General features: G+C 36.7%; 17 protein-coding genes and 1 riboswitch. Of the genes, 7 read left to right on the plus strand and 10 right to left on the minus strand.

Features of this window, described 5'->3' with window-relative positions; translation table 11 throughout:
• Positions 1–19 precede the first annotated feature (19 nt).
• From JOE23_RS08165 to JOE23_RS08175, 3 genes are all read right to left on the minus strand, one after another.
• Positions 20–781 (minus strand): response regulator transcription factor, encoded by a 762-nt coding sequence (locus JOE23_RS08165; RefSeq protein WP_204437474.1) that lies wholly within the window; start codon positions 779–781, stop codon positions 20–22.
• A 358-nt stretch (positions 782–1,139) separates the two neighbouring features.
• Positions 1,140–1,721, minus strand: a complete 582-nt coding sequence (locus JOE23_RS08170; RefSeq protein WP_204437475.1) for an ECF transporter S component — start codon at positions 1,719–1,721, stop codon at positions 1,140–1,142.
• 153 nt (positions 1,722–1,874) lie between these two features.
• Positions 1,875–2,012, minus strand: a riboswitch (FMN riboswitch).
• 188 nt (positions 2,013–2,200) lie between these two features.
• Entirely contained in the window at positions 2,201–3,259 is a 1,059-nt protein-coding gene (locus JOE23_RS08175) for a M20/M25/M40 family metallo-hydrolase (RefSeq protein WP_204437477.1), read from the minus strand.
• Between the two features lie 83 nt (positions 3,260–3,342).
• On the opposite strand from JOE23_RS08175, the gene JOE23_RS08180 reads away from it, so the two are divergent.
• Positions 3,343–4,098, plus strand: coding sequence for a potassium channel family protein (locus tag JOE23_RS08180; RefSeq protein ID WP_204437479.1), 756 nt, complete (start codon positions 3,343–3,345; stop codon positions 4,096–4,098).
• 300 nt (positions 4,099–4,398) lie between these two features.
• On the opposite strand, the gene JOE23_RS08185 is transcribed toward JOE23_RS08180, so the two are convergent.
• A complete protein-coding gene (locus JOE23_RS08185; protein WP_204437481.1) occupies positions 4,399–5,745 on the minus strand; it encodes a glucose-6-phosphate isomerase in 1,347 nt (448 codons plus the stop codon).
• Positions 5,746–5,928: 183 nt separating this feature from the next.
• Between JOE23_RS08185 and JOE23_RS08190 the strand changes: the two genes are divergently transcribed.
• Positions 5,929–6,168, plus strand: coding sequence for a DUF378 domain-containing protein (locus tag JOE23_RS08190; RefSeq protein WP_204437483.1), 240 nt, complete (start codon positions 5,929–5,931; stop codon positions 6,166–6,168).
• 84 nt (positions 6,169–6,252) lie between these two features.
• Here JOE23_RS08190 and yugI read toward each other — a convergent pair whose 3' ends face one another.
• The gene (gene yugI, locus JOE23_RS08195) at positions 6,253–6,627 is read right to left on the minus strand and encodes a S1 domain-containing post-transcriptional regulator GSP13 (protein WP_204437485.1); all 375 of its coding nucleotides are present in this window, start codon (positions 6,625–6,627) and stop codon (positions 6,253–6,255) included.
• 221 nt (positions 6,628–6,848) lie between these two features.
• Here yugI and JOE23_RS08200 point away from each other — a divergent pair, with 221 nt between their 5' ends.
• Entirely contained in the window at positions 6,849–8,030 is a 1,182-nt protein-coding gene (locus tag JOE23_RS08200; protein ID WP_204437486.1) for a MalY/PatB family protein, read from the plus strand.
• Positions 8,031–8,450: 420 nt separating this feature from the next.
• On the opposite strand, the gene JOE23_RS08205 is transcribed toward JOE23_RS08200, so the two are convergent.
• Entirely contained in the window at positions 8,451–8,714 is a 264-nt protein-coding gene (locus tag JOE23_RS08205; protein WP_017472330.1) for a phosphocarrier protein HPr, read from the minus strand.
• A gap of 387 nt (positions 8,715–9,101) precedes the next feature.
• On the opposite strand from JOE23_RS08205, the gene deoD reads away from it, so the two are divergent.
• The 3 genes from deoD to JOE23_RS08220 all read left to right on the plus strand — a co-directional run bounded on the left by deoD (position 9,102) and on the right by JOE23_RS08220 (position 11,314).
• Positions 9,102–9,812: a purine-nucleoside phosphorylase gene (gene deoD / locus JOE23_RS08210; RefSeq protein ID WP_204437487.1), complete on the plus strand. Its 711-nt coding sequence runs from the start codon at positions 9,102–9,104 to the stop codon at positions 9,810–9,812.
• Between the two features lie 123 nt (positions 9,813–9,935).
• A complete protein-coding gene (locus JOE23_RS08215; protein ID WP_204437488.1) occupies positions 9,936–10,532 on the plus strand; it encodes a biotin transporter BioY in 597 nt (198 codons plus the stop codon).
• A gap of 305 nt (positions 10,533–10,837) precedes the next feature.
• Positions 10,838–11,314 carry a divergent PAP2 family protein gene (locus tag JOE23_RS08220; protein ID WP_204437489.1) on the plus strand — a complete coding sequence of 159 codons (477 nt, stop codon included), beginning with the start codon at positions 10,838–10,840 and terminating at the stop codon, positions 11,312–11,314.
• A gap of 217 nt (positions 11,315–11,531) precedes the next feature.
• On the opposite strand, the gene JOE23_RS08225 is transcribed toward JOE23_RS08220, so the two are convergent.
• Together JOE23_RS08225 and JOE23_RS08230 are read right to left on the minus strand one after the other, a co-directional pair.
• Positions 11,532–11,774 carry a hypothetical protein gene (locus JOE23_RS08225; RefSeq protein WP_204437490.1) on the minus strand — a complete coding sequence of 81 codons (243 nt, stop codon included), beginning with the start codon at positions 11,772–11,774 and terminating at the stop codon, positions 11,532–11,534.
• Positions 11,775–11,970: 196 nt separating this feature from the next.
• Complete coding sequence (locus tag JOE23_RS08230) at positions 11,971–13,176, minus strand: NAD(P)/FAD-dependent oxidoreductase (protein WP_204437492.1); 1,206 nt, start codon at positions 13,174–13,176, stop codon at positions 11,971–11,973.
• 251 nt (positions 13,177–13,427) lie between these two features.
• On the opposite strand from JOE23_RS08230, the gene JOE23_RS08235 reads away from it, so the two are divergent.
• Complete coding sequence (locus tag JOE23_RS08235; RefSeq protein WP_204437494.1) at positions 13,428–14,417, plus strand: NAD(P)/FAD-dependent oxidoreductase; 990 nt, start codon at positions 13,428–13,430, stop codon at positions 14,415–14,417.
• 506 nt (positions 14,418–14,923) lie between these two features.
• Here JOE23_RS08235 and JOE23_RS08240 read toward each other — a convergent pair.
• Together JOE23_RS08240 and dapF are read right to left on the minus strand one after the other, a co-directional pair.
• The gene (locus JOE23_RS08240; RefSeq protein ID WP_204437497.1) at positions 14,924–15,283 is read right to left on the minus strand and encodes a HesB/IscA family protein; all 360 of its coding nucleotides are present in this window, start codon (positions 15,281–15,283) and stop codon (positions 14,924–14,926) included.
• Between the two features lie 74 nt (positions 15,284–15,357).
• Positions 15,358–16,215 (minus strand): diaminopimelate epimerase, encoded by an 858-nt coding sequence (dapF, locus tag JOE23_RS08245; RefSeq protein ID WP_204437500.1) that lies wholly within the window; start codon positions 16,213–16,215, stop codon positions 15,358–15,360.
• Positions 16,216–16,265: the final 50 nt, after the last annotated feature.

Raw genomic sequence — 16,265 nt, forward strand, 5'->3', positions numbered from 1 at the left:
CAAGCTGTATTTTTTTCCATCAATTTAAAATTTTCATCTGAGATGTTTCATTAAGCGTGTGTTTATTATAGTCAACCAACAAATAGCCTTTTCCTCTAATTGTTTTAATATAAATCGGATTTTTCCGTTTTGGCTCTATCTTTTGTCTTAATCGACTAATAAAAACATCAATAATCCGATCATCAATCGTGTCTGATTCACTTGATAATGCTTTCAATAGTTCTTTTCTAGTCACGACCTCACCTTTATGTGAGAATAAATAATAAAGCAGTTCAAACTCTTTTCGTGTTAAATCAATCAATTGATTATGTTTATATAAAGTATAATTTATTGTATCAATGATAAGTTCGCCATTTACTATATGGTGTTCGGGCAGTGAACTGTTGGTCGCTTGGTAATCAAAACGACAACATTGCTCACTTCGACGCAAAATAGCTTTAATTCGTGCAATAAGCTCCTTAATGCTAAAAGGTTTTAAGACATAATCATCTGCCCCTAGTTCAAGTCCCAATGTGCAGCTTAATTCATCATGATCCGATGACAATAAAATAATAGGTTCCCAGCGCTTCAGAACTTGTCTTAATCGTTTACAAAGTTCTAATCCATCAATAGGTGTGTCTAAATCGATAAGTACAGCGGATAGTGTAAGTGTATCTGTTAAGCTCATTGCTTCATCCATATGATCCGTTTCCCATATAACATACCCTAAAGCGTGAAATGCTTCTCTTAATGACGCATGCAAAACATTCTCCTTGGCAACCATTAATATCGATTGATCCATCAAACCCCTCCTAAAACTGCTATCCTATCGCTGTTCCTTTATTTGAGTATCCAGCAGCCGATAATTCCCACTGTTTTTAGTATATCGAGCCAATTTTAAAAAATCATGAACTTAGTGTTAAGGTTATGTAAATTTTAACAATATAGAAATGTTACTTAAATTGCGAATTTATAAAACAAACCTTCAATCAGGACATTAGCGGCCGCTATCTTCCACCTAAAGACAAGCTCTATTCTCTATTTTGAGGCAGGCGTTTTGCGGACAGTTATCTGTGATAAAAAAATAGTTCAGTTTTGGCGTTAACAAATTGCACACCAAAGCTGAACTACTTATAGACTGTACTGATCTCTTTTATCAACTATGAACTGAATATAGATTGCTTTTGTTTGATCCAAGGTTTTAATTTAATGAACAATGGCACAAATAAAGCAGAAACAATGATGCCCTTAATCAAGTTAAATGGAATCACACCAACCATGATTGTACTCAACAACGCTCCACTAGATAAATCATCCATACCCATGAAGACACTGTAAATGGGAAGTAAGACATAATAATTGAGTATCCCCATTGCAAGCGTCATAATAATCGTACCAACAACCAATCCAGATAACAAGCTTTTATCACCTTTATACTTATGATAAATCATCGATATGGGCACAACAAAAGTGACACCCGCTACAAAGTTAGCAAATACACCAACTGGATCTGCTGCTCCAGTAAAAATAAGATATAATAAGTTCTTAATTAATTGGACAACCACACCTGCCATTGGTGAGAAAATAAGTGCCGCTAATAACGTCGGCACTTCCCCAAAATCCACTTTTAAATAGGGAGGCAAAAATGGCAATGGGAAATTTAAAAATAATAATACCATAGAAATGGTCCCTAATAATGCTAAAATAATCAATTTTAATAATTGTGATGACTGTTTATTCATGTCAACATCCTCCTTCACCTTCTTAATCGATATTAACCTCAATATGATGAAGGGAGAGTAACTTCCTCAAGCCCAAATTAAAAATCCTAAAGCAAAAAGGGCTTTAGGATTAATAGGCATCAAGAAATAAAATGGTCAATTAACCATATTACTCTGTATCTTCTCCCATCCAGACTTTCACTGTCGGTCCTAGATTCGCACTAGGTCCACCGCTATAAAAAGCGGGTCACGGACTTACAGCATGAGCTGCTTACCGTCGGTCGGGAATTACACCCTGCCCCGAAGATTAAATCGATATGTTGTTATATATAGTATAATATAGTCGAATAAATTTGTGAAGGGTTTTACATGAACTTTTTTCACATAATCATCAAAAAGCACAGTTAACAAAGGAGAGCCATGCTTAATTTCGGATCTTTTAAAGCTTCTACTGCACAACTATCTCCTTCAAACTGAAAGCTTACTTAGCAAATAAGGAACTAATCAATTAATGGATTTAAGTTCTCAGCCCCACTCATGTTAGCAATAAAGTCAACTAATAGTTCAATTTCCTCTTCGATGTCTTTAATACTTACCGTTTCAACCGGAGAATGCATATATCGTAGCGGTAGTGAGACTAAGCTGACTGGCACACCGCGACCGGTTAAACGCATTTTATCAGCATCTGTACCCGTCATGCTTGATGTCAGTTCATATTGAACCTTGATATCCAATCGCTCAGCTGTTTGCTCAAGCCATTGGTTTATTTTTCGATTAATCGGCGCACCCTTAGCTAAAACAGGCCCACCATCTAATTGAATATCACCATATTTATTTTTATTAACATTAGGGTAGTCAGTTGCAAAAGTGACATCACAGGCAATAGCCATCGTCGGCTCCACACCTGCAGCTGCAAAGTACGCACCACCCATATTCGTTTCTTCATTAACAGTGCTCGCCACATAAACACCGACATTAAGGTGTTTATCCGATAATTTACGAAGCACTTCCGCCACAATAAAAGCCCCGGTGCGATTGTCTAGACCTCGGCCACTTATATAACGATCCATTAGTGATTCAGGTTTACGATCATAAACAGCTAAATCACCAATTTGAACATAGGCCTCAATTTCATCTTTAGACTTTGCACCACAGTCAATAAATAAGTCTGCAACATCGAAATCACCTTTTATTCCACCATGATGCTGAGCATTAACACCAATTACCCCAGCTATTTCTTTGGCATAGCCTTGTATTTTCACCTTCATTCCAACAGCTGCTTTAGGATTAATCCCCCCCATTTTATCAAAATAAAGAAAGCCGTCATTATCTATTCGATTAATAACAAGGGCAATTTCATCACAATGACCGGCTAATAATATTTTGAAATCCGCTTCTTTATTAAGTACACCAATTGCATTTCCAGCATGATCTGTTATTATTTCATCAGCAAATCGCTCAACATAATTAATCCACTTCTTTTGGATAGCAATCTCCATACTTGATGGTGAAGGTGTTTGTAACAACTCAAATAAGAACTCTTTATTTTCTAATAACATAATGTCATCCTCCTTTTCATTCTACCAACATCATATCAAAACTTTTTGTAAATACTAAGAAAAAATATTTAGGATGATGATTAATGATTGTTCGTATAAGGTATTATTATCTCCAACTGCCTACACTTTTAAAATTACTCATTATTATTGGAGCATTTATGATCGGGTTTGGTTCACTTATTCATTTTGTTGAACCTAACATCTTTCCAACTGTATTTGATGGCATTTGGTGGGCGCTCATCACCGGTTCCACAGTTGGGTATGGAGATTATGTTCCTCACACGTTAATAGGACGTCTGTTAACCTTGATGCTTATTTTAGGTGGCGGTGGTGCCATTACTTTCTATATGGCTACCATTTCAGCAACAACTATAAAAGCAGAACAGCAAAGAAATAGCGGACTCACACGTTTCCAAGGAAAAGCGCATCTTATTGTTATTGGTTGGAATGAACGCACAAGGCAACTGGTTCATCTATTACAAAATCAAAAAACACAATCAACCATTGTTTTAATTGATCAAACCTTAGCACATTTGCCTGCAAATTATCGCTATCTTCATTTTGTTAAAGGGGATCCTACTATAGCTAAGACATTAAGTGAAGCAAACGCTGAACAAGCTACAGCAGCCATAGTTACAGCTGACCCAGGAAAAGAAGAACGCTATGCTGATCAAGCGAGCATATTAACGGTTATCGCATTAAGAAGTATAAATGATGACATTTCAATCCATACCGAAATATTAACAACAGAACAGGTAGACAATGCTAAGCACGCCGGAGCAACCGCCATCATTGAAACCAATCGCGTCCTAGCAGAGATGTTTGAAAAACAGCTTTAATTAAAATTAAACGAACCTGCAATCAGTCGGCGTGGACCTACAGGATGTAGGTTATGCAGACGTTGCCACAGGACGTGGCGGTTTTAGTCTACGATCTTATTCTCCTACTTGTTGAAGTGAATCGGACATTAGCGTCCGTTATCATTCACCTCAATCGATTTGCTTTACTCTGATTTTGAGGGGGATTTTATGGACGGTTATCTGTGATAAATCAATACCATCATAGAAACATTAAAGGTGTTCCCCATCAAAAGATGATTAGACGTAAAACAAGAGGCTGTTTAAACAGCCTCTTGTAGATTATAAACGTTTTTCTAGTTCTGCTTTTTCTTTTTCAAATCCTGGTTTTCCTAATAAGGCAAACATATTTTTCTTGTACGCTTCTACACCAGGTTGATCAAATGGATTCACACCTAATAAATAGCCACTAATTGCACAAGCCTTTTCAAAGAAATAAACAACATAGCCAAAAGTGTAAGCATCTAGCTTTGGCAAGTGAACAATTAAGTTGGGGACTTGACCATCTGTATGAGCAAGCATTGTCCCTTGATAAGCCTTTTCATTAACAAAATCTACGGTTTGACCAGCGAGGTAATTTAAACCATCAAGGTCTTGACCTTCTTTCTCTAGCGTAATATCATGTTTTGGCGTTTCAACATGTAAAACTGTTTCAAAAATATCTCGACGACCTTCTTGAACATATTGACCTAAAGAATGTAAATCGGTTGAGAAATTCGCAGAAGAAGGATAGATCCCTTTAAAATCTTTCCCTTCACTTTCTCCGAATAACTGCTTCCACCATTCAGCAAAATATTGTAAAGCTGGCTCATAATTAATCAGCATTTCAATCGTCTTACCTTTATTGTAAAGTACGTTACGAATCGCTGCGTATTGGTAAGCGGGGTTGTTGTCAAGATCTGCTTCACTAAGTTCTTGTTGCGCTTTTTGTGCCCCTTCCATCATTGCATCAATATCGACACCACTTGCTGCGATGGGCAATAAACCAACAGCTGTTAGCACAGAATAGCGTCCACCAACATCATCAGGAATTACAAATGTTTCATAACCTTGTTCTGTCGCTAATGTTTTTAATGCACCTTTCGCGCGATCAGTTGTCGCGAAGATACGCTTTTTAGCTTCTTCTACACCATATTTATCTTCTAGGAATTTACGGAAAATTCGGAAAGCAATTGCTGGCTCGGTTGTCGTTCCACTTTTAGAAATAACATTAATCGATACATCTTTGTCTTCTAACAAATCAAATAAATCATGCATATATGTCGAGCTAATACTATTCCCAACAAAAATAACTTGAGGTGTTTCACGGTTATCTTTAGGTAAAATGTTATAAAATGAATGATTTAGCATTTCAATGGCAGCACGCGCACCTAGATAAGAACCACCAATACCAATGACAAGTAAAACATCTGAATCGGCTTTAATTTTATCTGCTGATTTTTTGATCCGATCAAACTCATCCTTATCATAGTTTTCAGGTAAATCCACCCAGCCAAGAAAATCATGGCCAGCCCCTGTTTTATTATGTATCATCTCATGAGCTAATTTTACAGGCTCTTTAAGATAGTCAACTTCATGCTGACCAAAAAACGTTAATGCTTTTTCATATTCAAAACGTACGTGTGTCATTTAATTACCTCCATTTATAAAATAATCTGTCATCTTAAAGATACCGAATCAGCTTTCGTAAATCAAGTAAAATTGAAAGTTAACAAGCCCATTGGCCGTATACGGCTTATTCAAAAGTATAGATTCATTAAAAAAACACACACTAAAATAGCAAGTTATATTATTGAATAAGGAGGACATACGATGAATGTACTTGAAAGAATAGCACTTGTGTTAATTATCATTGGCGCCATCAATTGGGGCTTAATCGGTTTGCTACAATTCGATTTAGTTGCTACATTATTCGGTGGTGGTTCTCAAGCAGGTGCTTTTGCCCGAATTATCTACACCTTAGTCGGCATTAGTGGTTTAATTAGCTTGAGCATCTTATTTAAGCCAGACCATGAACCGAGAGAGAAACATCATTATCAACCACAAAGCTAAATACAGACAAAGCAGATAACGAATCAACGGAACGACCTAAAAAGCCAGCACACTTATATTCAGTGTGCTGGCTTTACATATGAATTACTTGTTCTGTTCTGACTGTTTAAGCCACTCGTTTAATTTATCTTTCAATGTATTAAAACCACCTTGTTCTTCTTGTTGCGAAGGCTTAGGGTTAGATGGTTTATTAGCTTGAGGTGCCTTTTTTGGTGCTTCTTCAGTAGCACGGATAGATAACGAATATTTATTTTTTTCTTCATCAATTGAAATAATTTTAACGTTAACTTCATCACCAACAGCAATAAACTCATTAATATCTTTAACAAACCCATGAGTAACCTCTGATATGTGAACCAAACCTTGAATTTGATCATCTAACGCTACAAAAGCGCCATAAGGTTGGACACCTGTAACTTTTCCTGTTAATACCTGACCTTCTGTAAATTTTTCTGACATAATCATCACAACTCCTAAATTTAATATTGACAAATCTATAACACCTACGAGTCATAGGATTTACCGGATGTATTTATACGCAATTATTAATTTTATCATAGCTGATCATGAATATACAAGATATTTTTATTGCTTCAAACATCTTAGCTAAATACCACGTTAAACATGTTATAATAATTAGAAAATAATGATTAATCAAAATAAGCGAGGGAGTGGGATAGATGATGGAGCCGTTTGAGCAATTGCCAAACCGTCAAGGAACACGTTCAGTTAAATGGGATATGACTGAAAAAGTATTTGGTTCTAGTGATATACAACCGATGTGGGTAGCTGATATGGATTTTGAAATCGCCTCCCCCATTAAACAAGCATTAATTGATCGGATTCATCATGGGGTATTTGGCTATACAATAACGGATAGCCACTTAAATCAAATAGTAAAACAATGGCTGAAAAGAAGACACAATTGGACAATTGAGGCAGATAGCATTATATATAGCCCGGGTGTACTTGTTACTATACATATGGCTATTTTAACGCAAACGAATCCAGGCGATAAAGTATTAATTCAAACACCTGTATATCCGCCATTCCATAGTATAGTCAAAAAGCATAATCGTACATTAGTCACTAATCCATTAATTTATAACAATGGAAGATATACAATCGATTATGATGATTTAGAAGCAAAATTCAGATCCGGAGTAAAGGCGTTTATTTTGTGTAGTCCCCATAATCCAGTTGGGCGTGTTTGGACGAAAACAGAGTTGGCTAATATAATCAGCCTTGCTAAACGCTATCATGTACTTATTATTTCAGATGAAATTCATGCTGATCTTATTTATAACGATGCTCAGCATGTACCGATCGGTTCAATTGATCAAACGATTGAGGATCAACTTATTACTTGTTTTTCACCAACAAAAACTTTTAATTTAGCAGGACTACAGGTTTCCTATGCAGTCATTGCGAACAAACAGCTCCGACAGGACATTACACAAGCTTTAGCGGACTATGGCGTATCTTCCTTAAATACATTAGGGATTACTGCTTTAGAAGCCTCCTATCAACATGGTGAAGAATGGCTTGATCACCTATATACGGTATTGCATAAAAATAGGCAATTAGTCGAAAAAACCTTTCAAGAAAGACATGAGATCACGCCTATTCATCCCGAGGGAACATATCTTATGTGGCTGGATTGTAGAAACATGAGCCTTGATCAGACCGCATTAAATCAATTTATGATAGCAGAAGCTCGGGTAGGGTTAAATAATGGTTTAACTTTTGGAGAAGAAGGACGTGGATTTATGAGGATCAATTTAGCTAGTCCAACCACATATATAGAAACAGGTGTTAATAAAATGATTAAAGCATTAGACGCTAGAGTAAACAAGGTGTAAATGAACCGGTTGGCAGCGATATTTGAAATATAAGCACTTTAACTTTAAGCAGACAGAGGTTCAGGGCTACAGGAGATATAGGTTAATCACACAACTAACAGTATAGACAACCCTATTGCAAGCTTATAGTGCTGGCTTATTTGACATTTCAAACAACGCAAGTTAAATATGAATAAAATAGTTTTAAATGAAAAATGGAGGGTTCACTCGAACCCTCCATTTTTCACCATGATGTTATATCAACGTAATAACTGGATGCTAACCATAAAACGAACCTTAACCAGTAAGTTTTTTGTTCTTCTCCCGCGGATTGGCCGTTGAGTGAATCCGGACATTAGCGGCCGCTTCCTCCCGCCTAAATAGATAAGCTCTACACTCTATTTTGAGGCGGGCGTTTTACGGACGGTTATCTGTGAACAATTATTCCCCTAATTGTTCACGGATCGCTTCAGTAATCCCTTCAATGGCTTGCTCTTCATCAGCACCTTCAACTGTAACCTTAATTTGAGCACCTTTAGGTACACCTAACGACATGACACCCATAATAGACTTCAAGTTAACTGATTTACCATTATAATGCATTTCTACGTGTGATTCATATTGACCAGCTTTATTAACTAACAATGTAGCAGGACGTGCATGAATACCTGTATCATCTGTAATTGTAAATGTTTGCTCTTTCATTTTAATTCCTCCCAACTGATTCACGTTATTAATCAATCCATTCTTTACATAAATAGATTCATTAATGTTATTATATACGAAATTTAACATGGAATAAATAGAAATAATCATAATAATAGAACGTTTTCACAAAGGTTAAGCTTTCCCCGATTACCTAGCTAGAAAATATGAAAAATAATTTGTATTCTAAATTCGATTATGATAACTTATCAATATGTAGTGAAGCTTCCCTCAATGGTGGGCTTATTTCTTGTTAATAAGGAATAAATAAGAATCAGTAACGAACTTTTTACATCGTAATAGTTAAAACCTTAGGTTTGGAGAAAGTTCTCTATTCTGCACTAATTAAAAATTATTTTATTAAAGGATATAGGAGGCTTGCTTTATATGAGTACACATATAGGTGCTAAAAAAGGCGATATAGCAGATAAAATATTATTACCAGGAGATCCATTGCGCGCTAAGTACATCGCTGACAACTTCTTAGAAAATGCTGTATGCTACAATGAAGTACGAGGTATGTATGGCTATACAGGTACATACAAAGGTGAACGGATCTCTGTACAAGGAACAGGAATGGGCGTCCCTTCTATCTCTATCTATGTCAATGAGCTTATTCAAGAATATGATGTTAAAAAATTAATTCGCGTCGGAACATGTGGGGCTATTCAAAAAGATGTCAATGTCCGAGATGTTATTTTAGCACAAAGCTCAACCACAGACTCACAGGTTAATCGCATGGTATTTGGCGGCATTGACTTTGCCCCTATCGCTGATTTTCAATTATTAAAGGCCGCATATGATACAGGGAGCAACAAAGGGTTAGCCCTACGTGTAGGTAATGTCTTTACAAGTGATAGCTTTTACCGCGATAACGGATTAGCCTTATTGGAGAAACTAGCTCAATATCAAGTACTTGCTGTAGAAATGGAAGCTACTGCACTTTATACACTAGCTGCCAAATTCAGTCGTCAAGCATTAGCTATTTTAACCGTGTCTGACCATATCTTAACCGGTGAAGAAACAACTGCTGAAGAACGGCAAACGACTTTTAATGATATGATTGAAGTCGCATTGGATGCAGCAATTAAAAGTTAGTAGACAGAGGATATTTTAAAAAATAATCGACAATTTCAAAAGGGGGAAGTTTAAACTTCCCCTACTTTAAAACGTATTGTTAACCATTAAAATATAAGGTTAACATTAGAAAGGGAGAGAATGATGAAAAAAATATCAACCTTAGAATTATGTTATGGAGCGATTTTTATCTGTTTAATGGCAATTGGAGCAAATATCACTTATTGGTTTCCATTTTTATCCGTACCAATAGGCGGGGTATCTGTACCGCTTTCCCTGCAAACTTTTTTCAGTATTCTAGCGGGGCTCATGTTAGGTAAAAAATTAGGGGCATTTTCAATCTTTGCCTACACACTTGTAGGCTTAATTGGTGTTCCCGTCTTTGCTCAAATGCAATCTGGATTATTTGTACTTTTTAATTATACCGGTGGCTTTTTACTTTCTTTTATTTTAGTGGCTTATGTAACAGGCTATTTAGTTGAGCGTCTAACGACCATAACTTTATTATTAAGTACATCTATCGCTATAATTGGGGTAATTACAAATTATTTAGTCGGTGTAACTTATATGTATATTGGTATGAACACGTGGTTAAATCTTGAGATTACTTATTTAACAGCTTGGTTAGGTATGATTCCATTTCTAATTAAAGATCTTTGTCTTGCTTTTATTGCTGCATTGCTTATTATGAGAATGCATCAGCGTCTATCTTTTAAAACATCACATATAAAAACGTTATGATTTATGAACAGCGAAAACACATTGCAGAAGTCAGTAAAGCGATTGAGTGAATCAAGACATGAACGCCCGTTACCTCCCGTCTAAATAGATGAGCTCTACTCTCTATTTTGTGACAGGCGGTTTACGGACGGTTATCTGTGATGAACGTGTTCAAACTAAGATGTTTATTTTCTAATGACAAAGCCTGTTTTAACTAAATTCACTATCCGATCAGAGCGTATTTATCTTGGACAATGACTTTCACAAATTAAATATGCTATAATAACCGATATAGATCTATCAGAGATAGAGAGGATGATTGAAGGTTGGCTTTGTTTGAAAATTTTCCATTAATTGTTGCATTATTTGCTATTCTTTTTGCGCAAGGTGTCAAAGTACCGATACATTACATTGCTACTAAAGAATTCAAACCAGGCCTAGTCTTTAGTACAGGTGGAATGCCGAGCAGTCATTCAGCTGCTGTAGCTGCTGTCACCACTGGTGTGGGTATTGAACACGGTATAGCATCTGGGATATTCGCTGTTTCTTGTATCTTTAGTATTATTATTATGTTCGATGCCACCGGTATTAGAAGACAAGCCGGCGAGCAAGCTATCGTACTTAACATGCTTGTCAAAGATTTTCAATATTTTGTTGATGAAGTAAAAGATTGGTCAAAAAAGAAACAGTTCGAGAAGAAAGAAGAGCTAAAAGAGTTATTAGGTCATCAACCTATTGAAGTATTTTTCGGTGGATTAACAGGTATCACACTTGCACTGTTGGCTTATCCACTATTCACCTGAATATTTGACATAAAACGAATCTTCCAATCGTGGCGTTTTCGTTCTTCGTCCACTGATTGCAGATTCGTTGACTGAATCAGGCATCCGTTTTTCACCACCTCAATCGATTGACCTCTGCTCTCTATTTTGTGGTAGGGGTTCTGTTATAACAAAAATGCAGACTTAACAAAGTCTGCATTTTTTAGTTCTCATCCTTTAATAATATGGAATTTGTTCACTAAATCTCATAAGGATCTGAGTGAAAACTCATCTCAAACGCTTCAATTACATCTGACTTTATCTTCACAGAAATTTGTTTGACGGTATAATCATGACTTATTGTCTTATTGTTTAGGCTTACCTCACTAAAGACATCATTAAATGTTAGGTTCGTAACCGCCATGGTTGTTGTAAGCAAAGCAAGTGCAAAAAGAATCGTAAAAAATAGCGGATAGCTAACCTTCTTCAATCGATTAATCATCTATGCTCACTCCTTTGGTCATTCAGCATAGACATCATCTGATCAAATTATACGTAAAAAATAAAACGAAACTTCAATCAGTGGAGTTTCACTCTTCCCCCACTGATTGGTAATTGAGTGAATCAGGAAATTAGCGTCCGCCTAATTAGATTGACCTTTGTTCTCAATTTTGTGGCGGGCGGTTATCTGTGATCAATTATTTAGCTTTTCTAAATTGTTTCCAAGCCAGAGACCATCCGCCAATTTGAAAAAGAAAAAAATAATCCACTACTTTCTTTAAAACTGAAGCAAACTTACCGAAAATTCTTCTTTCTTCTCCGACTAAGCCAATTGCATCATTAGCACCTATTGAGGCAATTGTGCCACGATTTTTAAAGGAAAAAGACTTCATCTGGCTTTTTCCCTCTAGCTTAGCGATGACATTATATGCAGCCACTTTACCTTTTTGAATGGCTAAATCAGCATTCGGCAAATAAGGTTTCCCACTTTTATCTCGAACCAATGCAACATCACCAATCACAAATACTTGCTCATAATTCGGAGCTGTTAAATCACAGTTGACTTCCACACGTCCTTGATTAGAAGGCAATGCTGATTTATCAATCAACTGATTACCTTTTACACCTGCAGTCCAAACAAATAAAGAAGCAGGGATATCTTCAACGAGACCTGATTGTTCAATCTTTATATTTGCTCGACTTATCGACCTTATTTTTGTACCTAGGCGAAATTCAACGCCTTTTTTCTCGAGCTGTTGCATGGCATATTCACCTAATTCAAGATCGAACTCTGGGAGAACAGTCGGTTGATTTTCAATAGCTATAAGCTTAATCTTATTCGGATCAACATTTGCTTCTATACAAAGCTTAGGTAATTGATCAACCCATTCCCCTAGTAGTTCGACACCAGTAAACCCCCCACCCCCTACAACAAAATGGAGTGGTTTTTCCATTTCAGTCTTACTGTAGTCTTCTAACACGGTAAGGATTCGGTTATACAATTGATTGGATTGTGCTAATGTCGTAATTGAATAAGCATGTTCTTTCAAGCCAGGGATTTGAAAGGTATCGATTTCAGAGCCGAGGGCCAAGATCATATAATCATAATCATATATATTACTTTCTGTACGCACACACTGTTTATTTACATCAATATCCTGAACTGTTTCTTTTACGACAGAGACAGATGTGGAATGAATCAGTGACTCAATATCAAACATCGACCGTTCGTTTGAATAAAAACCAACCGCATTACGGTGAAGCCAAGTGGTTTGATAATGATAGTGATGCTTATTTATTAACGTAATCACGACGTTATCTTTAGTAAGTTTCTTTTGTAAATACAAGGTTGCCGTCAATCCAGCAAAACCCGCACCTACAATAACAATTTTAGTCGGATTCATTTCTCTCCCCCTTTTAATAGGCGGTTATTCTCTCCCTCACTATTTCATCACATTTCAATCTTAGCTTTTTTCGTAAACATTTTCAATTGGTATTCCCTGCTTAAGCAAATAAAACCCGCACTAGAACTGATTAGCTGATTACTAGAGAACGCTATTGACATGACTGAGGTTTATTTTTGTAAAAAAAGGTATAAAGTATGTTAGAATATTGATTAGTGACTTTGAAAGTGCAATAACAGGAGGATTAGAAAATGTCAGAAAGAAAAGTTTATGATATAACCATTATTGGTGCAGGCCCTGTTGGTTTATTTACAGCCTTTTATGGTGGGTTAAGACAAGCAAGTGTTAAAGTGATTGAAAGCCTTCCTCATATTGGTGGTCAACTCAGCGCTTTATATCCAGAAAAATACATTTATGATATCGCTGGATTTCCGAAGGTTAGGGCACAAGATTTAGTAAATAATCTTCACGAACAATTAAGTATGTTTGAGCCTACCTTCTGTTTGGAAGAAGCAGTTGAATATGTTGAACGCCTTGATGACGGCACTTATAAATTGACAACAAACACTGGAGAACACCTTACAAAAACAATGATTATTACAGCAGGTAATGGTGCATTTCAGCCAAGAAAATTAGCCCTTAAAGAAGCTTCAGCTTTTGAGAATCGCAACTTGCATTATTTTGTCGATAATATGATGCAATTTAAAGATAAACGTGTCGTTCTGTTCGGTGGTGGCGATTCTGCTGTTGATTGGGCCTTAATGCTCGAACCGATTGCAAAAGAAGTGACACTTATCCATCGACGTGACCAATTCCGAGCACACGAACATAGTGTAGAAAAATTACATCAATCAACGGTTCGTTTATTAACGCCATTTGTTCCAGAAGCTCTGATTGGTAGTGATGCAATTGAACAAGTTAAAGTAAAGAAAGTTAAAGGTGATGATGAAATAACAATTGATGTCGATGATGTTATTGTTAATTATGGCTTTATTTCTTCACTTGGCCCAATAAAAGATTGGGGGTTAACGATTGAAAAAAACAGCATCGTTGTCAATTCTAAAATGGAGACAAATATAGAAGGTATATATGCCGCTGGGGATATATGCACATACCCAGGTAAAGTTAAGCTCATTGCTACTGGCTTTGGTGAAGGACCCACCGCCGTTAATAACGCTAAAACTTATATTGAACCTGAGGCCAGAGTACAACCGAAGCACTCAACCAGTTTGTTTGAATAGCAACACAAAAGAGTCATGATCTCATCGGTAATAATGCGATCATGACTCTTTCTATTTTGGAACTTCATTTATATGGTTGTATACTATTTGACGTTGGTGAAGGGAATTCTCCATTTCATGCGTTTGTGTAATGGAGGTAGACTTTCGTTAACGTCTTTTCTATTTCTCTAAAAATAGCAATGGGTTCGGTCATCCAGTGATTCGCTTTCCGCAGGCACGGCTTCAGCTAACTCATGTGCGCACCAAACGCGCACATGAGTGGATCTTCAGCTCGTGCTATTCCTGCAGGAGTCTCATCACTTCCTGACCGAACCCGTATGAATTTACGTGTAGATAGACATTTAAATTAAGTTAAGATCTATTGAATCGAAATCAGCCCAAAATGCACCTAATCAAACAAACATTCACTTATAAAATCGGCAATAATTCTCACCAACGTCATTTGACAAAGAACCATTTATATACAAAGATGGTTTACAGTAACCTAGCAAATTATCAGTTTAAGCTTAACAATTTTCAGGTGATCCTTCTCTTTCCTTCGCTTTAAACGATGAACCACAGCCACATGATACAATAGCATTAGGGTTATCGATCGTGAAACCGCCGCCCATCATATTTTGTTTAAAATCGATGGTTGTTCCATTAATAATCGGGATATCTTCTTTTTTAATGGTGACAGGAATCTGATTGATGTTATCAGCGATATCTACTTGTTCATCGACTTGTTCATCAAAACCTAGCGAGTAACTTAACCCGCTACAGCCGCCTCCTTTTACACCAAATCGAAGTCTAACCTGATCATTGTCCTCTTGCTTTAGCATTTCTTCTATTTGATTCCGAGCTTGGTCTGTAATATTCAGTACCATATTCTTTAAACCTCCTGCATCTATATTAGTACCAGTATAATCAAAAGCAAACTTGAATTCAAATGTACCGCTTTTTACGTCAATATAAACATACCTTCTACCGTTGTCACTGCTGGGCCAGTCATCCACACATGATTATCAGTAGACCATTGGATTACTAAATCACCACCAGCTAAGTGAATGGTAATGTCCTCACCCTTATTAGCATAACCATTTAAAATCGCTGCAACAGCTGCCGCGCATGCACCTGTGCCACAGGCTTGTGTCACACCCGAACCTCGCTCCCACACACGGAAGTGCATTTCATGCGCATCAACTACTTCAACAAATTCCACATTCACACCTTCTGGGAAACGTGAATCGTTAGTAATGATGGGCCCTAATTCATATAATGGCGCCTGATCAATTTGTTCAACAAAGAAAACCGCATGAGGATTCCCCATCGATACCGCTGTTAATGACAAAACAGTTTCATTAACGATAAATCGCTCTGAGATGACCTCAACTGTTGGAACACCTTCCATGGGGATATCACCACGTTTCAAATACGGTGCACCCATATCGACGGTAACATGTTCGACGATATTACCCTGTTGATGGACTTTAGCAGTTACAAGCCCTGCTTTTGTTTCAATAGTAAATTGTGTTTTTTTTACTAAGCCATGTTCATAAGCATATTTCGCTACACACCTTAATCCATTACCACATGTTTTACCTTCAGAACCATCTTTATTAAACATCCGCATCCCTACTTCAGCTTGTTCACTAGGCGTGATCAAAATCAGTCCATCTGAACCAATGCCGGTATTCGAATCACTTACTTTTACCGCTAATGAAGCGAGTTCTTGTTCCTGTATATCAACGTCAAATGTATTTATATAAATATAACTATTTCCTAAACCATGCATTTTTGTAAAAGGAATAGACTGCATGTAAATACCTCATTTCTAGGTTTATTTTGTTTGAGAATATCTTTTAATAC

The organism is Amphibacillus cookii (genome assembly GCF_016908375.1).
Taxonomy (GTDB): domain Bacteria; phylum Bacillota; class Bacilli; order Bacillales; family Amphibacillaceae; genus Amphibacillus_C; species Amphibacillus_C cookii.

Bases quoted from the DNA above. Each gene is read 5' to 3' on its own strand.
- JOE23_RS08165 (WP_204437474.1), bottom strand. From the start codon at position 781: ATGGATCAATCGATATTAATGGTTGCCAAGGAGAATGTTTTGCATGCG.
- JOE23_RS08170 (WP_204437475.1), bottom strand. From the start codon at position 1,721: ATGAATAAACAGTCATCACAATTATTAAAATTGATTATTTTAGCATTA.
- JOE23_RS08175 (WP_204437477.1), bottom strand. From the start codon at position 3,259: ATGTTATTAGAAAATAAAGAGTTCTTATTTGAGTTGTTACAAACACCT.
- JOE23_RS08180 (WP_204437479.1), top strand. From the start codon at position 3,343: ATGATTGTTCGTATAAGGTATTATTATCTCCAACTGCCTACACTTTTA.
- JOE23_RS08185 (WP_204437481.1), bottom strand. From the start codon at position 5,745: ATGACACACGTACGTTTTGAATATGAAAAAGCATTAACGTTTTTTGGT.
- JOE23_RS08190 (WP_204437483.1), top strand. From the start codon at position 5,929: ATGAATGTACTTGAAAGAATAGCACTTGTGTTAATTATCATTGGCGCC.
- yugI (WP_204437485.1), bottom strand. From the start codon at position 6,627: ATGTCAGAAAAATTTACAGAAGGTCAGGTATTAACAGGAAAAGTTACA.
- JOE23_RS08200 (WP_204437486.1), top strand. From the start codon at position 6,849: ATGATGGAGCCGTTTGAGCAATTGCCAAACCGTCAAGGAACACGTTCA.
- JOE23_RS08205 (WP_017472330.1), bottom strand. From the start codon at position 8,714: ATGAAAGAGCAAACATTTACAATTACAGATGATACAGGTATTCATGCA.
- deoD (WP_204437487.1), top strand. From the start codon at position 9,102: ATGAGTACACATATAGGTGCTAAAAAAGGCGATATAGCAGATAAAATA.
- JOE23_RS08215 (WP_204437488.1), top strand. From the start codon at position 9,936: ATGAAAAAAATATCAACCTTAGAATTATGTTATGGAGCGATTTTTATC.
- JOE23_RS08225 (WP_204437490.1), bottom strand. From the start codon at position 11,774: ATGATTAATCGATTGAAGAAGGTTAGCTATCCGCTATTTTTTACGATT.
- JOE23_RS08230 (WP_204437492.1), bottom strand. From the start codon at position 13,176: ATGAATCCGACTAAAATTGTTATTGTAGGTGCGGGTTTTGCTGGATTG.
- JOE23_RS08235 (WP_204437494.1), top strand. From the start codon at position 13,428: ATGTCAGAAAGAAAAGTTTATGATATAACCATTATTGGTGCAGGCCCT.
- JOE23_RS08240 (WP_204437497.1), bottom strand. From the start codon at position 15,283: ATGGTACTGAATATTACAGACCAAGCTCGGAATCAAATAGAAGAAATG.
- dapF (WP_204437500.1), bottom strand. From the start codon at position 16,215: ATGCAGTCTATTCCTTTTACAAAAATGCATGGTTTAGGAAATAGTTAT.